This window comes from Nitrospirillum amazonense, from assembly GCF_007828035.1.
In the GTDB taxonomy this organism is placed as follows: Bacteria; Pseudomonadota; Alphaproteobacteria; order Azospirillales; family Azospirillaceae; genus Nitrospirillum; species Nitrospirillum amazonense.
This window is the reverse complement of the sequence record NZ_VITV01000001.1, coordinates 381,483-396,707: the sequence shown is the minus strand read 5'-3', so window position 1 is coordinate 396,707 and position 15,225 is coordinate 381,483. Positions and strand designations below refer to the sequence as shown.

The window sequence follows — 15,225 nt, the reverse complement described above, 5'->3', positions numbered from 1 at the left end:
GTCGCCCGGGTTCTACCACCGTCAGCAATCTTTCATGGGCGTTTCGAACGTGAACCGGTGGCCGGCCGCAAAAGCGAACCCCCGCATGCGAGGGCATCCGGGGGTTACGGTCTTACGGGAACATGTCGTCCACGGCGCTTTGGCTCAGCTTGCCGTCGCTGGCGGGCGGCTCTGGTGCCTTGGCTGGCTTGGACGGAGGGGGCGGCGGTGCCACTGGCGGCGGCGATGCGACCGGGGCGGGCGGCGGCGGTGGAGGCGGCGGGGGGGCGGCCACCGGGGCGAAGCCACCGCCATCCATCAGGGCATCGACCATGTTCTGGTCGATGCCGCCGCGCAGGGCGGGGCCGTGCATCAGATGGCTGTCGGGGCGGACGTCCTGCGGATCGTCCATGATGGCCTCGGCCGCTTCGGTTTCCAGGCCCCAGATTTCGATCATGGTGTGCACCCGGCGCTCGATATAGCGCATGGTGTTCACGACCTTGGTCATGCGCTGGCCGGTGATGTCCTGGAAGCTGCACGCGGTCATGATCTCCATGACCTCGTTATCCAGTTCGCTGGCCACGGCCGGCGACTCGCCGCGCAGGCGGTCGGCCACCGACTGGATGCGCTCGGCCCCGTTCAGGATCTCGGTGGTGGCGTGCTCGGTCGCCTGCAGGATGGCGTCCAGTTCCTCGGTCGCCAGCATGATGCGGTTGGCGGAGGGGTCGTCCGGCTTCAGGGCCGCGATCTCGCGCCGGGTCTGGGCGATGTGCGACGCCATTTCCTGCAGCTCCCGCCGCAGGATGCGGATATGGGCGCCGGAGCTGTCGACCTCGCCCCCCGTCTTGGCTTCCTTCAACAGACGGCGCACGTCGTCGATGGCGACGACGCGGCCCCGGCGATCCCGCATGCGCAGAAAGGCACGCCCGCGCGCCGTGGACTGCAGCGCGTCCTCGATACGGGCGTATTCCTCGTCAGACAGGTCGGAAAAGAAATCCGACACAGGCATCACCCCAGCGCGCCGATGACGCTCTCGATCTTTTTCTTCAGCGTGTCGGCGTTAAAAGGTTTCACGATGTAATTGTTGACGCCGGCTTCCTTGGCGGCAACGACGTTCTCGGTCTTGGATTCCGCGGTCACCATGATGAAGGGCGTACCCTTCAGGCGGACGTCCGCGCGCACTTCCTTGAGGAGCTGAAGGCCGGTCATCGGCTCCATGTTCCAGTCCGAGATGACCAGGCCGAAGGTGGACGCGCGCAGCTTGGCCAACGCCTCGGCGCCGTCGGCGGCCTCGTCGATCTTGGTGAAGCCGATCTGCGTGAGCAGGTTCCTGATGATGCGCCGCATCGTCGCGTAGTCGTCGACGACAAGGACCTGGATATTCAAGGACACGCAAACCCCCAAGTGCCAAAAGTTGAGCGGAGGATGGAAACAGGGCGCGGGAGAGTGCCCCCTCCGATCCGGTGGCCGGTCAGGAAATCCTGCCGGGTGGGCGTTCTGCCCGTTCCGGGACATGAAAACACTTCCCGGCGCGTCCCTTCTGAACGGCGCCGCGCGGCACTTTGGAAGGCGCCCAAACGGTTGTCAAGCATCGCCCCGGGATAGCTTGTCTCTTTGACGGAATCACCAATAGCCGACCCCAAGGGCTTGAGCGCCTTGCAACTCTTGGGTGGTCTCAGCGGCGCGGGACCAAGGCCAGGATGCGGTCGCACGCCTCGGTGATCGCAGTGTCGGCGACCAGGCGGGCGGCCATCTCGGCGCAGCGGCGTTTCAGGGCGTGATCGCTGGTCAGGCGCTCCAACGCCGCCGCCACGGCGGCGGGGCGGTAGAGGCGCATCGTCAGCTGCGTGCCGACGCCCAGGGCGACGGCCCGGGCGGCGTTGTCGAACTGGTCATGGGCCATGGGCCGGATCAGTTGCGGCACGCCGGCGGCCAGCGCCTGGCTGGTGGTGCCGATGCCGCCATGGTGGACGAAGGCCGCGCAGCGGGGCAGCAGGCGGCTGAAGGGCGCGTAGTCAACTCGTATCATGCCGGGCGGCAGCGGATCCGGCACCTGGTCGGCATGGCGGGTCAGCAGCACGCCGCGCCGGCCCGACAGGCGGCAGGTCTCCGCCGAGGTGGTGAAGAAATCCAGCGCGCGCGCCGTGGCGGTGCCGGACGTGAAGGCCACGGGCGGCGGCCCCTCCGCCAGGAAGTCATCCAGCTCAGGCGGAAGCGCTGCGGTGGGGGCGCCATCGTACAAGGGGAAGCCGGTCAGGACCAGGCCGGCGGGCCAGTCGGGCTGGCGCGGCGCGTACCAGTCGGGGAACAGCCCGATGACCAGGTCGGCCTGGTTCAACCAGTCGCCCATGGGGCGGCGCACCGGCGCCAGGCCCACGGCCCGGCGGTGCCGGTTCAGCACCGCACCCAGGGTTGGGGCCACCATGAAATCGTCGACCAGGCGCCAGAACAGCTGCTTAAGCCAGCGTGGCGCCCCAGCACCCGGCACCGGCCCCCCATGGCGCGGAAGCGCGTGCAGGGTGCGGAGGACGCCGGGCGCCAGGTGGACGGTGACGGCGGGCAGGCCGTGGCGCTCCGCCAGCGACCGTGTGGCGAAGGCCAGCGTGCTGCCCACCACAAGGGTTTGACCCGGCACCACGGCGGCGTCCAGCGTGGCCCAGGCCGTCGCCCCCGTATGCTCCATGGCTTGGGCCATGACGCGCAGCGACCGGCTGGGATGGTTCAGGTCGGGATGGCGCAGCAGGCTGTCGTAGAATTCCGTCGTGCCCAGGGCGGTGAAGGGCACTCCCGCCTGGCGCGCCAGCGGCTCGAACACGGCCATGGCGAAAAGCTGGGGTTCATGCCCGCGCCGTCGCAGTTCCGCGCCCAGGGCGATGAAGGGCAGGACGTCCCCATGCGAGCCGGCGGCGACGATCAGAATTTTCACAGGTGTCGGCGCCTTCATCCACATGACGTCCCGGACTTACCTTGGCCTTGGCGTGGTGGCAAGGCGCCCGGATTCTTCGCCCGCCGCCGTGTAAGGGCGGCGGGCCGTTGCCTGGCCCCCGTCCGGGCGCTAGGGTCCCAGCCCACATCTTAGTTCCCTGTTGAAAGGGCCACCCGCCCCATGCGCCGTTCCATCCTTCTCGCCGCCATGCTGCTGCTGTCGCCCGCCGCCCTGGCGCAGTCGGCGCCGGCAAAGCCCGCCCCGTCCAAGCCGGTATCCGACCTGCCCGCAGGTGGCCTGCCCAAGATGGGCGGCGACTACCAGGCGGCGGAGGCCCTGACGGTCAACGGCGTGCGCCAGGACCTGCGCGTCTACCATGACCAGGGCCGGGAACGGCGCGAGATGAGGGAGGGGGGGCTCAGCACCATCCTCATCCTGCGTCCCGATCGCGATACCGCCTTCGTGCTGCAGCCGGAGTCGCACATGGCGGCGCCCCTATCCCCCCAGGACCCGGAGGCAGCCCCCGACCTGACCCGTCTATCACAGCTGGACGCCGAGGCGCTGGGCCGGGACACGCTGGGGGGTGAGGCGGTGGTCCGCTACCGCGTCATTGGCACCTACGACCAGGGTGGCGGGTTCGAGGGCCAGGTCTGGTCCACGGCGGACGGCATCTACATGCGGGTCGAAGGCACGGCCAATGACGGCAATGGCCCCGTCACCATTCGCCTGGACCTGGCCGACCTGAAGCGCGGCCGGCAGGACGGGGCCCTTTTTGAGTTGCCCAAGGGCTACACCATGATGAACTTCGGCCCAATCGACGCGCCCGTTCCGGAAGGCTTGCGCGGGGATACGCCCAAGCCGTAATCCTTATTCCTGCGGGTGGGCCCCTGGGGCGGCCCTATCGGGTGGGGGAAGCCACCGTTCAGGACAAAACAACCGGCACCATCCGGCGTTCGGCCTTGATCTTAAGGGCGGCGGGAGGGGCGGCCGGCTTCGCAGGAGCGGTTTGATGCGCGGGCACAGCTTTATCTATTCCACCCTGACCTATTCCATCCTACTGGCGGCGACGCAGGCCCTTCCGTTCGCGGCCGGCACCGCCCAGGCGCAGGTGCCGCTGAACGCCCGCCCCGCTATCGGCGGCCAGGTCGATGCCCAGCACCAGTTCATCCTGGATTACGCCAAGCAGCCCGGCGTGGAGATGTCGACCAACGGCGTCGCCTATCGTTTCCTGCGCAAGAAGGAGCCGGCCGTCGGCCAGCAGCCCAATCCCAGCAACCGCATCCGGGTGCATTACGAGGGCAGGCTGACCGACGGCACCGTCTTCGACAGCTCATACCAGCGGGATGAGACGGCGGTCATGTCCCTGGAAAAGGTGGTGAAGGGCTGGGTCGAGGTGATCCCGCGCATGCATGTCGGCGACAAGATCGAAATGGTCATCCCGGCGGAGATGGGCTACGGCCAGAAGGGTTCGGGTGACGGTGTCATCCCCGCGGGCGCCACCCTGATCTTCAAGGTCGAGTTGTTCGAGGTCATGCCGGGCGAACTGCGCAGCAAGGGCGCCGGCTGATCGGGGGCGCGATCGTTCCGGCGGCTTGCGCACCGGGCGTCGCCGCCTAAAGACTCTTGCGTTGTTGCGCCCAACCCCGTCACATCTTGGGATGTATACCGTTCGGGGAGTCCCGCCGGTACCGAGGGAACAGGCACGGGCAAGGTTTTGGGATCAGTCGCCGTCGTGAGCGTGGGGACGACCGCTATGGGGTGGGGGCGAGTGCGGCGCTGGCTGGCGGCCGTCTTGCTCTGCGTCCCGGGCTGGCTTGGCGCCCTGCTGCCGCCTGCGGCGGCGCAGGAATACGCCTTCCGCTCCTACACCCAGGAAGATGGCCTCGCCAACTTGTCCATCACTGCCCTGGCGCAAGATGCCATGGGCTTCCTCTGGGTGGGGACGGAAAACGGGCTCTATCGTTTCGATGGTGGAAAATTCCAGCGTTTCGGCCCTAGTGAGGGGTTGAAGGAACCCTACGTCAGCGCGATCCACGTGACACCGTCGGGGGTGCTGTGGGTGGGTACGACCGGCGGCCTGTACCGCTGGGACGGCCGCATCTTCGCCCCCGTGTCCCAGGACGGGCGGCCGGTGCCCGTATGGCAAGGCCAGAAGCTGGCGTCGCTGGATGCGGGCCACCTGCTGGTGGTGGGTCGCGAGGACCTGCTGGTGGTGGAGGCGCACAGGGCCGACGCCGTGCCGGGTGCCACCACCGCTGTCGCCTGGGTCGCCCGCCCTTATTTCACGCCGGACCAGAAGGCCGCCCAGCCGGCGCTCAACCGAATCCAGAGCGTGCGGGTGTTCGGTGTGGGCGAGCAGGGCGGCGGCGACATATGGCTGGGCTGCGGCCAGGCGCTGTGCGAGGTTCGCCAAGGCCAGCTGAAGTTGTGGGGTCCCGACCAGGGTGTTGCTCCCGATCGCTGGGGCAACGTGCTGCGCGATGTCGACGGCACGTTGTGGGCGCGTGGTGAACACCAGGTGCTGGCGCTGGCGCCGGCCGCCGCCGAGGGCGATGGTGGGCGCTTCACGGCGCAGTTGCCGCTGCCTTCGACCCGCACCAACGTCCGGGTGTTCCTGCCCCTGCTGCAGGATATGGATCGCAACATCGTCACCTTCGGCGACCAGGGCCTGCTGCGCCTGGCGCACCCGGGCAATGGACCGGCGCCAACTCGCTGGGAGCAGCTGGGCGACGCCAATGGCCTGCCGGCGCGGGAGGTCAGCGCCCTGCTGGTCGATCACGACGGCGATCTTTGGGTGGGATCGGCCGGCTTGGGCCTGACCCACTGGGTCGGCTATCGCAGTTGGGCCAACTGGACGGCGCGCCAGGGGCTGATCCATGAATCGGTCTGGTCCTTTCACCGTGACGGCGCCGGACGCCTGGTCATCGGCACCGACGGTGGCTTGGCCCGGCTGGAAGAGGGGGGTGATACTCCCCCGCACATCATTCCGGCGCCCGGCGGCCAGCCCGTTCTGAACCATCAGGTCGGCAGCCTGACCTTGGACAAGTCCGGCCGCCTGTGGGGCGGCACCTTCTCAGGCCTGCTGTTCTACCAGGATGCGGGGAAGGACGGGGCGCCGCCGCCGCCTGTCGTTGTCGTCGCCCACCTGCCCCTCATCTTCCAGGTTTTCATCGATGCGCAGGGCCGGTTGTGGGTCATGACGCGCAAGAAGGGCCTTTACGTCATCGACAAGCCGGAAGGTCCGAATCCCCTCGTGGCGCCCCTGGGTGCTGCCCTGCCCATTCCGCCCGACAGCTCGGTTTCCAGCGCCTGCCAGGCGCCGTCCGGCACCCTGTGGTTTGCGACGGAAGCCGGCGTGCTGCGCTTTGGCGAGGGTAAATGGACAGCGCCGACCATCACCGGCGTGCCCCCAGTCACCCGCTTCAACGTCATCGCCTGCGCCCGCGACGGCAGCCTGTGGTTGGGCGGCGAGACCGTCCGCCTGGCCCATGTGCAGGAGCCGCCAGGCAACGCGCCGGGGGCCGGCACCGGCGTTCTACAGCCTGTGGGCGATGTGACAGAGGATCTTGTGGGCGACCGCCAGGTGCTGGGCCTCCTGGAGGACCGGCGCGGCTGGATGTGGCTGTCTACCGACAGCGGGGTGCTGGTGTGGAACGCTGGCGCCTTGCGTCAATACAGCCACGATACCGGCCTGGTGTGGAACGACTGCAACCAGAGCGCCCTGATTGAGGATGATGACGGAACCCTGTGGGTGGGCACCAGCAAGGGCCTGACCCATATCACGCGGCCGGATCTGCTGTTCAACCGGCCGGCGCTGGTGACGCGGGTAACGGGCATCGAACGCAACGGCGTGGCCTTGCCCACAGACGGCAATTTCGAACTGCCCTGGGATACCGCCCCCCTGACCTTCCATCTGACCACGCCCAGCTTCCGCAGCCGGGGCGGGCAAATCTACCGCTATCGCCTGAACGGTCTGGAAAGCGACTGGAACGTGACGGCGGCCGAGGAAATCCGCTACTCCGCCCTGCCATCAGGCACGTACGAGCTGGAACTCGTGGCCCGCAATACGGCGTTGCAGGCCATGGCCCCCTCCATCCTGGTGCCTTTCAGCATCCGGCCACCCTGGTGGCAGACCAAGTTATTCTTCGCTGGCTGCGCCCTGTCCGTAGTCGCGATCGGTGTCGCCATCTACCGCTGGCGCACCCATGCCGACATGCAACGGCGGCGCACCCTGGAAATCCTGGTGGAGGCGCGGACCCGGGAGTTGGAAGCCTCGCGGGAGCAACTGCGCCAGCTTGCCATGTACGACAGCCTGACCCACCTGTGGAACCGCCGCGCCATCCTGGATTTGCTGGAGTTGGAATTGGCGCGACGGCGTGAGGACGCATCGCTGACCGTGGTTCTGGCCGACGTCGACCACTTCAAGCGCATCAACGACACCCATGGCCATCCCGCTGGCGACGCCGTGCTGGTCGAGGTGTCGCGCCGCCTGTCCGCCGCCGTGCGCAGCTACGACGCGGTTGGTCGCTACGGTGGCGAGGAGTTCCTGATCCTGTTGCCCGGCCTGGGGCGGGACGACTGTGGGGACGTGCTGAACCGACTGCATGGCGCCATTTCCCTCACCCCCATCGCCTTGGGTGACGTGCCTTCAGGCGTGATCCATGCTCATGAGGAAGGGTGGCCTGACGCCACGCCGGACGTGCATGTTGACGCCTTTGGCGTGAGCGTAACGGTGACTTGCAGCTTTGGCGTCATCTCCGTCGGGCCGACGTCCAGCCACGGGCCGGCGGGCGTGCCCTCGCTGGCGGAAATTATCAAGCGGGCGGATCAGGCCTTGTATCGGGCCAAGCACTTAGGTCGTAACCGGGTGGAGTACGCGACCGGAACGTGACCGCCCCCCCGTGCGTGAGGACGGGGGGGGGAAAAGCCGGGAGGCACGCCATGGGCCTGGACAGGCGCATGTTTATTCGGGCCATGTCGGGCGGCGCTGCGCTGGCCCTGGCCGGGCGAGTCTCCGCCTCGCGGGCCATGCCCGAGGATACGGGCGCAGAGGCGGGACCGGTGCGCTTCCTGCTGTCCGCCCTGCCCCTGTGGACGGAAGGGGAGGGGGATGGCGCCACCGGCCCCATGCCCGACATGGCCAGGGCGATCTTGCGCCGCGCCGGCCAACCCGGCCACCTGGAGGTAATGCCACAGCTGCGCCTGTATGACGAGCTGATGCGGGCGGGCACGGTGGTGTTCGCCCTGTCCGACAATCATCCGCCCGACAGCCGGCTGACAGGCACTCAATTACGGGGAGCCCCGGGCGCGGGCCGCGAGGGGATGTCCGCCATCGCCTTCGTCCCCCTGGCGCCGGTGCTGCAGATGCCGTTGGCGGTGGTGGCCCGCACCGGCACACGACTGGTCAGCCAGGAGGACGTGCTGGCCCTGGGCCCCGTGGCCAGTACCCGCACCACCGGCGGCAGCGTCGCCCGGCTCATGGACCGGCTGGGCGTTCCCCTGGTGCCGGCCCCCTCGCTGGAGAGTGCCCTGCGCATGCTGCGCGCCGGTCGAGTCAATGGCGTGGTGGGGGCGGAGGTCATGCTGGACGCGCTGATCAGCCGCCTGGGACTGGCCGATGAGCTGGGCAGTAAGTGGCGGGTGGGCGCCATGGAGGGATGGCTCAGCTGCTCCCGCGACGCGGCCGCCACCAAGGCGGCGCAGGATTTGCGACGGGCGGCGGACGAGTTGCGTGCCGAAGGAGTGTTCGACCAAATCCTGGAACGATATCTGGGCGCGGCCGTCCAACCCGCAGGTCCGGTGCCCTGATTTCACTCAGGTGAATTTAGCTCATGTGAAGGTGCGAAAGGCGCGTTTGTCCGGGTTATAAGGAAACGGGAACAGTGGGCGCCTCTTCCCTCGCAAAGGTGTCCCAATGACTACCCCCGTCCTCTTGCGCGCCGTCGATGACGACGGCATCGCCACCCTGACCCTGAATCGTCCGGAAAAGCTGAACGCCCTCAGCTACGCCCTGGTCGACGCCCTGCTGAAGGCGTTGGAGGAGATGGAGGGCGACGACGCGGTCCGCGCCGTCATCCTGACGGGTGCCGGCGACCGCGCCTTCTCCGCCGGCGGGGACATTCCGGAGTTCGCCGGCAGCGTGCGCCTGGGCGCGGCGGTGGCGGTTCGTGACTTCGTGCGCCGGGGCCAGGCCCTGACCAGCCGTATAGAGGCCTACTCCAAGCCCATCATCGTCGCCGTCAACGGCCTGGCCTATGGCGGCGGATGCGAGATCACGGAGGCGGCGCCCCTTGCGGTGGCCAGCGACCGCGCCCTGTTCGCCAAGCCTGAGATCAAACTGGCGATGCCGCCCACCTTCGGCGGGACCCAGCGACTGCCGCGTCTGGCGGGGCGCAAGCGGGCGCTGGACCTGCTGTTGACCGGCGATAGCTTCACCGCTGAACGGGCGCTGGACTTGGGGCTGGTCAACCGGGTGGTGCCGCATGATCAACTCATGCCCGCCGCCCGGGACCTCGCCCACCGCATCATCCGTCATGCGCCCGGCGCGGTTGCCGCCATCCTGGCCGCCGTGACACGCGGGGTGAATATGCCCATCGCGGAGGGCCTGGCGGCCGAAAGTGCCGCCTTCGCCGCCCTGGTTCCCGGCCACGACCTGGAGGAAGGGCTGGATGCCTGGATCTCCCGCCGTCCCGCCGTTTACACCGGCACCTGATACGCACGGCATTTGAACATTACCGTTCAAATGCTCCCTCACGCGCCGGGCGGCGGACATCCGTCCGCCTAGGCTTGTCCTCGCTGCGCCCTGCGGTGCTCGCTCCGGTGGCCCCGGTCGGGGCCTACAGCGGCACGAGTCGCCATCTCGTGCCGCTGGTATGACTACACGATCGGGGGCGCGGCCAGCTCCGCCTTGATCCAGGCGCGGAAGGCCGCTACCTCCGGCCGGTTGCGGCCGGCCCGGCTGGTGATCAGCCAGTAGCCGGTGCGGATGGGCCTGGGCGGGCCCAGCACGGCCACCAGGCGGCCGGTGGCCAAGTCGGTGTCCACCAGGGGCAGGCGGCCCATGGCCACGCCTAGGCCACTGGCCGCCGCCTCCAGCGCCATGTGCACGGTGTCGAACCGGGCGCCTCCGGTCAGGGCGCTGATATCCACCCCTGTCAGCACCGCCCACGTGGCCCACTCCTCCGTCACGCTGTCGACGTGCAGCACGGGCAGGGACTCCAGGTCGGCCGGGGTGGTCACGCGCGCCGCCAGGGCGGGGGCGCAGACGGGCATCAACGCCTCCCGCACCAGGCAGACGGCGTGCAGGTCGGTCCCCTCGTCGGGTCGCCAGTCGTCCTGGCGCATGCGAATGGCCACGTCTACGCCGTCCCGCGGCAGGTCCGCTGCGCGCTGGCTCGTGTCCAGGGTCAGGGTGATGTCCGGGTGCTGGTCGCGGAAGCGGGGCAGGCGTGGCACCAGCCAACGCAGGCCGAAGGTGGGCGCCACGCTGACCGCCAGCCGGCCGCTGGGCGCGCGGCCGGGCAGGGCGGATGTGGCCACGGCCAGCCGTTCCAGCATGCCACGCACCTCGGGCAGATAGGCCACACCCGCCGGCGTCAAGGCCAGGCTGCGGTGCCCCCGCGTGAACAGCGGCGTGCCCAGCCAATCCTCCAACGCTTGCACAGCATGGCTGATGGCGCTGGGGGTGAGGTTCAATTCTTCCGCCGCCTGCTTGAAGCTGAGATGGCGCCCCGCGGCCTCGAAAGGGCGCAGGGTGCTTAGCGGCGGCAGGTGGTAGGGCATGGCGGCGGCTCATCCATTTTCGGATGAGAATAGTTCATCCGAGGGGTGGCCCGCCACCGCCCCCACGGATTCCCGGCCGGCTCAATCGCCCTTCAGACGCTCCATCTGGGCGCCGCAGGCGTTCAGCTTGTCCTCGATACGCTCATACCCGCGATCCAGGTGATAGATGCGGTTGACCGTGGTTTCGCCCTGGGCGGCCAGCCCGGCGAGCACCAGCGAGACCGAGGCGCGCAGGTCCGTCGCCATCACCGGCGCCCCGGTCAGGCGCGGCACGCCACGCACCAGGGCGGACGAACCGTGGACCGTGATGTTGGCACCCATGCGCGCCAGTTCCGGCACGTGCATGAAGCGGTTCTCGAAGATGGTCTCGGTAATCATCGAGGCGCCTTTGGCCGTGCACATCAGCGCCATCATCTGCGCCTGCAGGTCGGTGGGGAAGCCGGGGAAGGGCTCCGTCATCACGTCCACGCCCAATACCTCGCCATTGGCGCGGCGCACCTTGAAACCGGTGTCGGTGGGGGTGAAGACCACCTCCGCGGCGGTCAAGGCCGTGGCCACGGCCTGGATGTGTTCCAACTCGCCACCCACCAGTTCCAGCTCGCCGCCGGTGATGGCGGCCGCCATGACATAGGTGCCGGTCTCGATGCGGTCGGACACGATGCGATGGCGGGCGCCGTGCAGCGACGGCTTGCCCACGATGTGCAGGCGGTCGGTGCCGATGCCGCTGATTTCGGCGCCCATGGCCACCAGGCAGTGGGCCAGGTCGGTGATCTCCGGCTCACGCGCGGCATTGATCAGGACGGTCTCGCCCTTGGCCAGGCAGGCGGCCATCAGCAGGTTCTCGGTGGCGCCCACCGACACCTGGGGGAAGACGAACTCCGCCCCCCGCAGCCCTTCGGGGGCGGAGGCGTGGATATAGCCGGCCTCAAGCTCGATCTTGGCGCCCATGGCCTGCAGCCCTTTGATGTGCAGGTCGACGGGGCGGGTGCCGATGGCGCAGCCGCCGGGCAGCGACACCTTGGCCTGGCCGAAGCGGGCTACCAGGGGCCCCAGCACCAGCACGCTGGCGCGCATCTTGCGCACCAGGTCGTAGGGCGCCTCGGTGGAGGTGATGGTGGCCGCGGTCAGGTTCACCGCGCGCTGGGCGCAGGAGGTGGCGCCCCCCTCGTACACCATGTCCACACCGTGCTGAGCCAGCAGGTTGGCCATGGTGGTGATGTCGGCCAGGTGGGGCAGGTTGTCCAGCGTCAGCGTCCCCTCGGTCAGGAGACAGGCGGCCATCAGCGGCAGGGCCGCGTTCTTGGCGCCGCTGATGCGGATGCTGCCGTTCAGCGGCGTGCCGCCGCGTATGCGTAACTTGTCCATGGGAAAGGGCCGATCGGTTCGAACGTGCCGGTCTTGAGCCCCCATCTTGGGGGCGGCGCCGGCTGAAAGGGTGATGGCGGAGGGGTATGGCGGAATTGGGGCGGCGGCGGTCCGCCGCCTGGAAAATCAATGTGGGTCGCGGCTCACAGGCGCGGCAGGGTCACGCCGCGCTGGCCCATGTATTTGCCCGAGCGGTCGGCATAGGACGTCTCGCAGATGGTGTCGCCCTTCAGGAACAGGAACTGGCACAGGCCCTCATTGGCGTAGACCTTGGCGGGCAGCGGCGTGGTGTTGCTGATCTCCAGCGTCACGTGGCCCTCCCACTCCGGCTCCAGCGGCGTGACGTTCACGATCAGGCCGCAGCGGGCGTAGGTGCTCTTGCCCAGGCAGATCACCAGCACGTCGCGGGGCACCCGGAAATATTCCACCGTGCGCGCGAGCGCGAAGCTGTTGGGCGGGATGACGCAGACGTCGGTCTTGCGGTCCACGAAGCTGGCGTCGTCGAACCGCTTGGGATCGACGATGGCGCTGTCGACGTTGGTGAAAATCTTGAACTCGTCCGCCACCCGTGCGTCATAGCCGTAAGAGGACAGGCCGTAGGAGATGACGCCCTCGCGCTTCTGCGCCTCAACGAACGGTTCGATCATGCCCCGGTTCTGCGCCATGTCGCGGATCCAGGTGTCGGGCATGATGGCCATGGGCGTCGCTCCTGCGGTCGGGGGTCGGTGGGATGTGCACTAACGGTGCGCTTTCCCTTCTTAGACCCTCCCCGTCCGCCGCTCAAGGTGACTCTGACGTCTTGGCTGGTGGGTGTATGCACCAGGAATGGGCGCGGGCTTGCGGCCGTACCCACCACATCTTGGGGGGTCACTCGGTCTCGGCCGCCGGGGCGTCGGTGGCGTCCCCCCGCTCGCGCGACTGCACCTTGCGGCGGCGCAGGTTTTCGCGCAGGGCGGCGGCCAGGCGTTCCTCCCGGGTCATGGTCTTATCGGCGCCGGATTTCGCGGGCGGCTTGTCGGTCATGGGGCGGTGTTACTCCTAAGGGGCCGGGCTGGAGGTGGATGCCCTGGCCTTTGCCCTATCGCGGGGTCCCGAAAATAGGCGCAGAATGGCGGCACGCCAAGGGCTTCGACCCCGTGGACCGTCAGGGCCTGGCACCTGCCGATCAAAATTCTTTCATTTTCTTCGCTCAAAAGGCTTGCATCCCCTCCGCCCCTGTGGCAATTACCCCGCCCACCGGACGGGCGCTGCCGTAGCTCAGTGGTAGAGCACTCCCTTGGTAAGGGAGAGGTCGAGAGTTCAATCCTCTCTGGCAGCACCATCCGAACCCTCCTTAAAATCAGATACTTAAGTCCGCGTCGCCTGCCGGGGCGAAGGTGCGGCCAATCGTCGTTTCCCATGAACAATCGTGGAACGGCACCGGTATCCTGGTGGAAAATCCGTACGCCGGTTGAGTCCCTGGCCATGGCGTTGGGACTTCACATCGGTGCCATAATCGCTTCCGACACTTCGGACGTTCCTCGGCGGTAGCTGCCGCTTTCCCGAGCCTTCATCAGCCCGGAGACATCCATGCCCGATCTCGCCGCCCTGCGCGCCCTGCCCGCCGACAAGCGTAAGGAGGCCGGCAAGGCCCTGCGCGACGCCGCCCCCCGCTCCGGCAACGCGGCCCTGCCGCCGCTGAAGGGCCGGGGCGATCCTATCGCGCTGCTGGTTGCGACCTCCGCCACGCGCATCCAGTCGCTGCTGCCCGTGCGCTGGGCCCGCATGGTGGCCAGCCCCTTCACCTTCCTGCGCGGGGCGGCGGCGGTCATGGCCCGCGACCTGGCCCAGTTGCCCGTCAGCGGCATTCGCGTCCAGGCCTCCGGCGACTGTCATCTGATGAACTTCGGCATCTACGCCAGCCCCGAAGGCCGGCCCGTCTTCGACCTCAATGACTTTGACGAGACGCTGTCGGCGCCCTTTGAATGGGATGTGAAGCGGCTCGCCGCTTCGCTGGTGCTGGCAGCACAGGACGCGGGACATGCGCCCGGGGGGGCGAAGGACATGGCGCGCGCCGCCGTCACCGCCTATCGCCTGCGCATGGGGGAACTGGCGGCGCTGGACCCGCTGACCGCCTGGTCCAGCAGGGTGGACATCGCCGCCATGGTCCAGGGCATCAACGATGAGGCCACGCGCGCCAAAGAGATGGACCTGTTGGCCAAGGCGGCTGCTACCCCGTCCGCCGGCGACGACTTTCCCCGCCTGGCCCAGGGCGATGGAAGCCAGGCCCGCATCCGTGATGCCCCACCGTTGATCTATCATTTTGACGAAGGGACGGACCGCCAGGGCCAGGCAGCCCTGCGCGCCCGCGCGCTGTTCACCCGTTACCGGGACACCTTGCCGGAGGAACGCCGCTTCCTCATCGACCGTTACCAGTTGACCGACGTGGCCTTCAAGGTGGTAGGCGTGGGCTCCGTCGGCACCTTCTGCGCCATCGGCCTGTTCGTCGACCCAGACGGACACCCCTTGTTCCTGCAGGTGAAGGAAGCGACCGCGTCGGTGCTGGCGCCTTATGCCGGCCCGTCGCCTTACGCCAACCAGGGCCAGCGGGTGGTGGTGGGTCAGCGGACATTGCAGACGGTTAGCGACGGCTTCCTGGGGTGGGCGGCGGATGAGGCCGGACGTCATTTCTATATCCGCCAGTTGAAGGACCGGCGGCTGGCGTCGGCCAGCACGCTGATGGAGGACGACCGGCTGGATTTCTACGCCACCCTGTGCGGCGCCACGCTGGCGCGCGCCCACGCCCGCTCCGGTGACGCGGCGTTGATCGCGGGCTACCTTGGCAATTCCGGGACCTTCGACGACGCGGTGGCGGACTTTGCCGCCGGCTATGCCGAGGTCAGCGCCGCTGACCATGGGGCGTTGAAACAGGCCGTGGCCGATGGCCGGCTGGAGGTGGCGGATCTGCCGCGGAAGGCCAAGGGCAAAAAGGGGTGATGACCGGCGCCCGTCGCCTCCAATTCGGCAACCATCGCGTTTTTGTCCCGATTCGCCTTTTCCGTGCGGTGGGGCTGGGTTGGGGTGCGTCAATTTGCCTGACCAGGCGGTCAGAAAACAGTCACAAAACCTGACCATTTGATCAAGTTCTGGGCGAATTCGCCGCTGCGAAGCGCAAAGGACATACTGCAACCGAC

The 15,225-nt window shown here is 68.3% G+C and carries 13 protein-coding genes and 1 tRNA gene; 7 read left to right on the top strand and 7 right to left on the bottom strand.

Translation table 11 applies throughout. From position 1 onward, the window contains the following. Positions 1-112: 112 nt before the first annotated feature. From FBZ87_RS01750 to FBZ87_RS01740, 3 genes are all read right to left on the bottom strand, one after another. A complete protein-coding gene (locus FBZ87_RS01750) occupies positions 113-988 on the bottom strand; it encodes a protein phosphatase CheZ (protein ID WP_145608662.1) in 876 nt (291 codons plus the stop codon). Then, positions 988-1,371: a response regulator gene (locus tag FBZ87_RS01745; protein WP_004271341.1), complete on the bottom strand. Its 384-nt coding sequence runs from the start codon at positions 1,369-1,371 to the stop codon at positions 988-990. The genes FBZ87_RS01750 and FBZ87_RS01745 overlap by 1 nt, the downstream gene beginning before the upstream one ends. A 283-nt stretch (positions 1,372-1,654) precedes the next feature. After that, positions 1,655-2,923, bottom strand: a complete 1,269-nt coding sequence (locus tag FBZ87_RS01740; RefSeq protein ID WP_186454514.1) for a glycosyltransferase — start codon at positions 2,921-2,923, stop codon at positions 1,655-1,657. Positions 2,924-3,085: 162 nt separating this feature from the next. On the opposite strand from FBZ87_RS01740, the gene FBZ87_RS01735 reads away from it, so the two are divergent. The 5 genes from FBZ87_RS01735 to FBZ87_RS01715 all read left to right on the top strand — a co-directional run bounded on the left by FBZ87_RS01735 (position 3,086) and on the right by FBZ87_RS01715 (position 9,617). Then, positions 3,086-3,769, top strand: coding sequence for a hypothetical protein (locus FBZ87_RS01735; RefSeq protein ID WP_145608660.1), 684 nt, complete (start codon positions 3,086-3,088; stop codon positions 3,767-3,769). 145 nt (positions 3,770-3,914) lie between these two features. Further along, a complete protein-coding gene (locus tag FBZ87_RS01730) occupies positions 3,915-4,472 on the top strand; it encodes an FKBP-type peptidyl-prolyl cis-trans isomerase (RefSeq protein WP_145608659.1) in 558 nt (185 codons plus the stop codon). A gap of 201 nt (positions 4,473-4,673) precedes the next feature. Beyond that, positions 4,674-7,796 carry a ligand-binding sensor domain-containing diguanylate cyclase gene (locus FBZ87_RS01725; protein WP_211106811.1) on the top strand — a complete coding sequence of 1,041 codons (3,123 nt, stop codon included), beginning with the start codon at positions 4,674-4,676 and terminating at the stop codon, positions 7,794-7,796. Positions 7,797-7,864: 68 nt separating this feature from the next. Further along, complete coding sequence (locus FBZ87_RS01720) at positions 7,865-8,713, top strand: substrate-binding periplasmic protein (RefSeq protein ID WP_186454513.1); 849 nt, start codon at positions 7,865-7,867, stop codon at positions 8,711-8,713. Between the two features lie 106 nt (positions 8,714-8,819). Beyond that, entirely contained in the window at positions 8,820-9,617 is a 798-nt protein-coding gene (locus FBZ87_RS01715; protein ID WP_145608656.1) for a crotonase/enoyl-CoA hydratase family protein, read from the top strand. Between the two features lie 164 nt (positions 9,618-9,781). Here FBZ87_RS01715 and gcvA read toward each other — a convergent pair whose 3' ends face one another. From gcvA to FBZ87_RS29035, 4 genes are all read right to left on the bottom strand, one after another. Further along, positions 9,782-10,687 (bottom strand): transcriptional regulator GcvA, encoded by a 906-nt coding sequence (gcvA, locus tag FBZ87_RS01710; protein WP_145608655.1) that lies wholly within the window; start codon positions 10,685-10,687, stop codon positions 9,782-9,784. Positions 10,688-10,768: 81 nt separating this feature from the next. Further along, on the bottom strand, positions 10,769-12,052 hold the full coding sequence (gene murA / locus FBZ87_RS01705) for a UDP-N-acetylglucosamine 1-carboxyvinyltransferase (RefSeq protein ID WP_145608654.1): 1,284 nt from the start codon (positions 12,050-12,052) through the stop codon (positions 10,769-10,771). Positions 12,053-12,195: 143 nt separating this feature from the next. Next, positions 12,196-12,750 carry a dCTP deaminase gene (gene dcd / locus FBZ87_RS01700; protein WP_088873773.1) on the bottom strand — a complete coding sequence of 185 codons (555 nt, stop codon included), beginning with the start codon at positions 12,748-12,750 and terminating at the stop codon, positions 12,196-12,198. A gap of 169 nt (positions 12,751-12,919) precedes the next feature. Next, entirely contained in the window at positions 12,920-13,075 is a 156-nt protein-coding gene (locus tag FBZ87_RS29035) for a hypothetical protein (RefSeq protein ID WP_186454512.1), read from the bottom strand. A 223-nt stretch (positions 13,076-13,298) separates the two neighbouring features. On the opposite strand from FBZ87_RS29035, the gene FBZ87_RS01695 reads away from it, so the two are divergent. Together FBZ87_RS01695 and FBZ87_RS01690 are read left to right on the top strand one after the other, a co-directional pair. Further along, positions 13,299-13,373, top strand: a tRNA-Thr gene (locus tag FBZ87_RS01695). 248 nt (positions 13,374-13,621) lie between these two features. Further along, positions 13,622-15,028, top strand: a complete 1,407-nt coding sequence (locus FBZ87_RS01690) for a DUF2252 domain-containing protein (RefSeq protein ID WP_145608653.1) — start codon at positions 13,622-13,624, stop codon at positions 15,026-15,028. Positions 15,029-15,225: the final 197 nt, after the last annotated feature.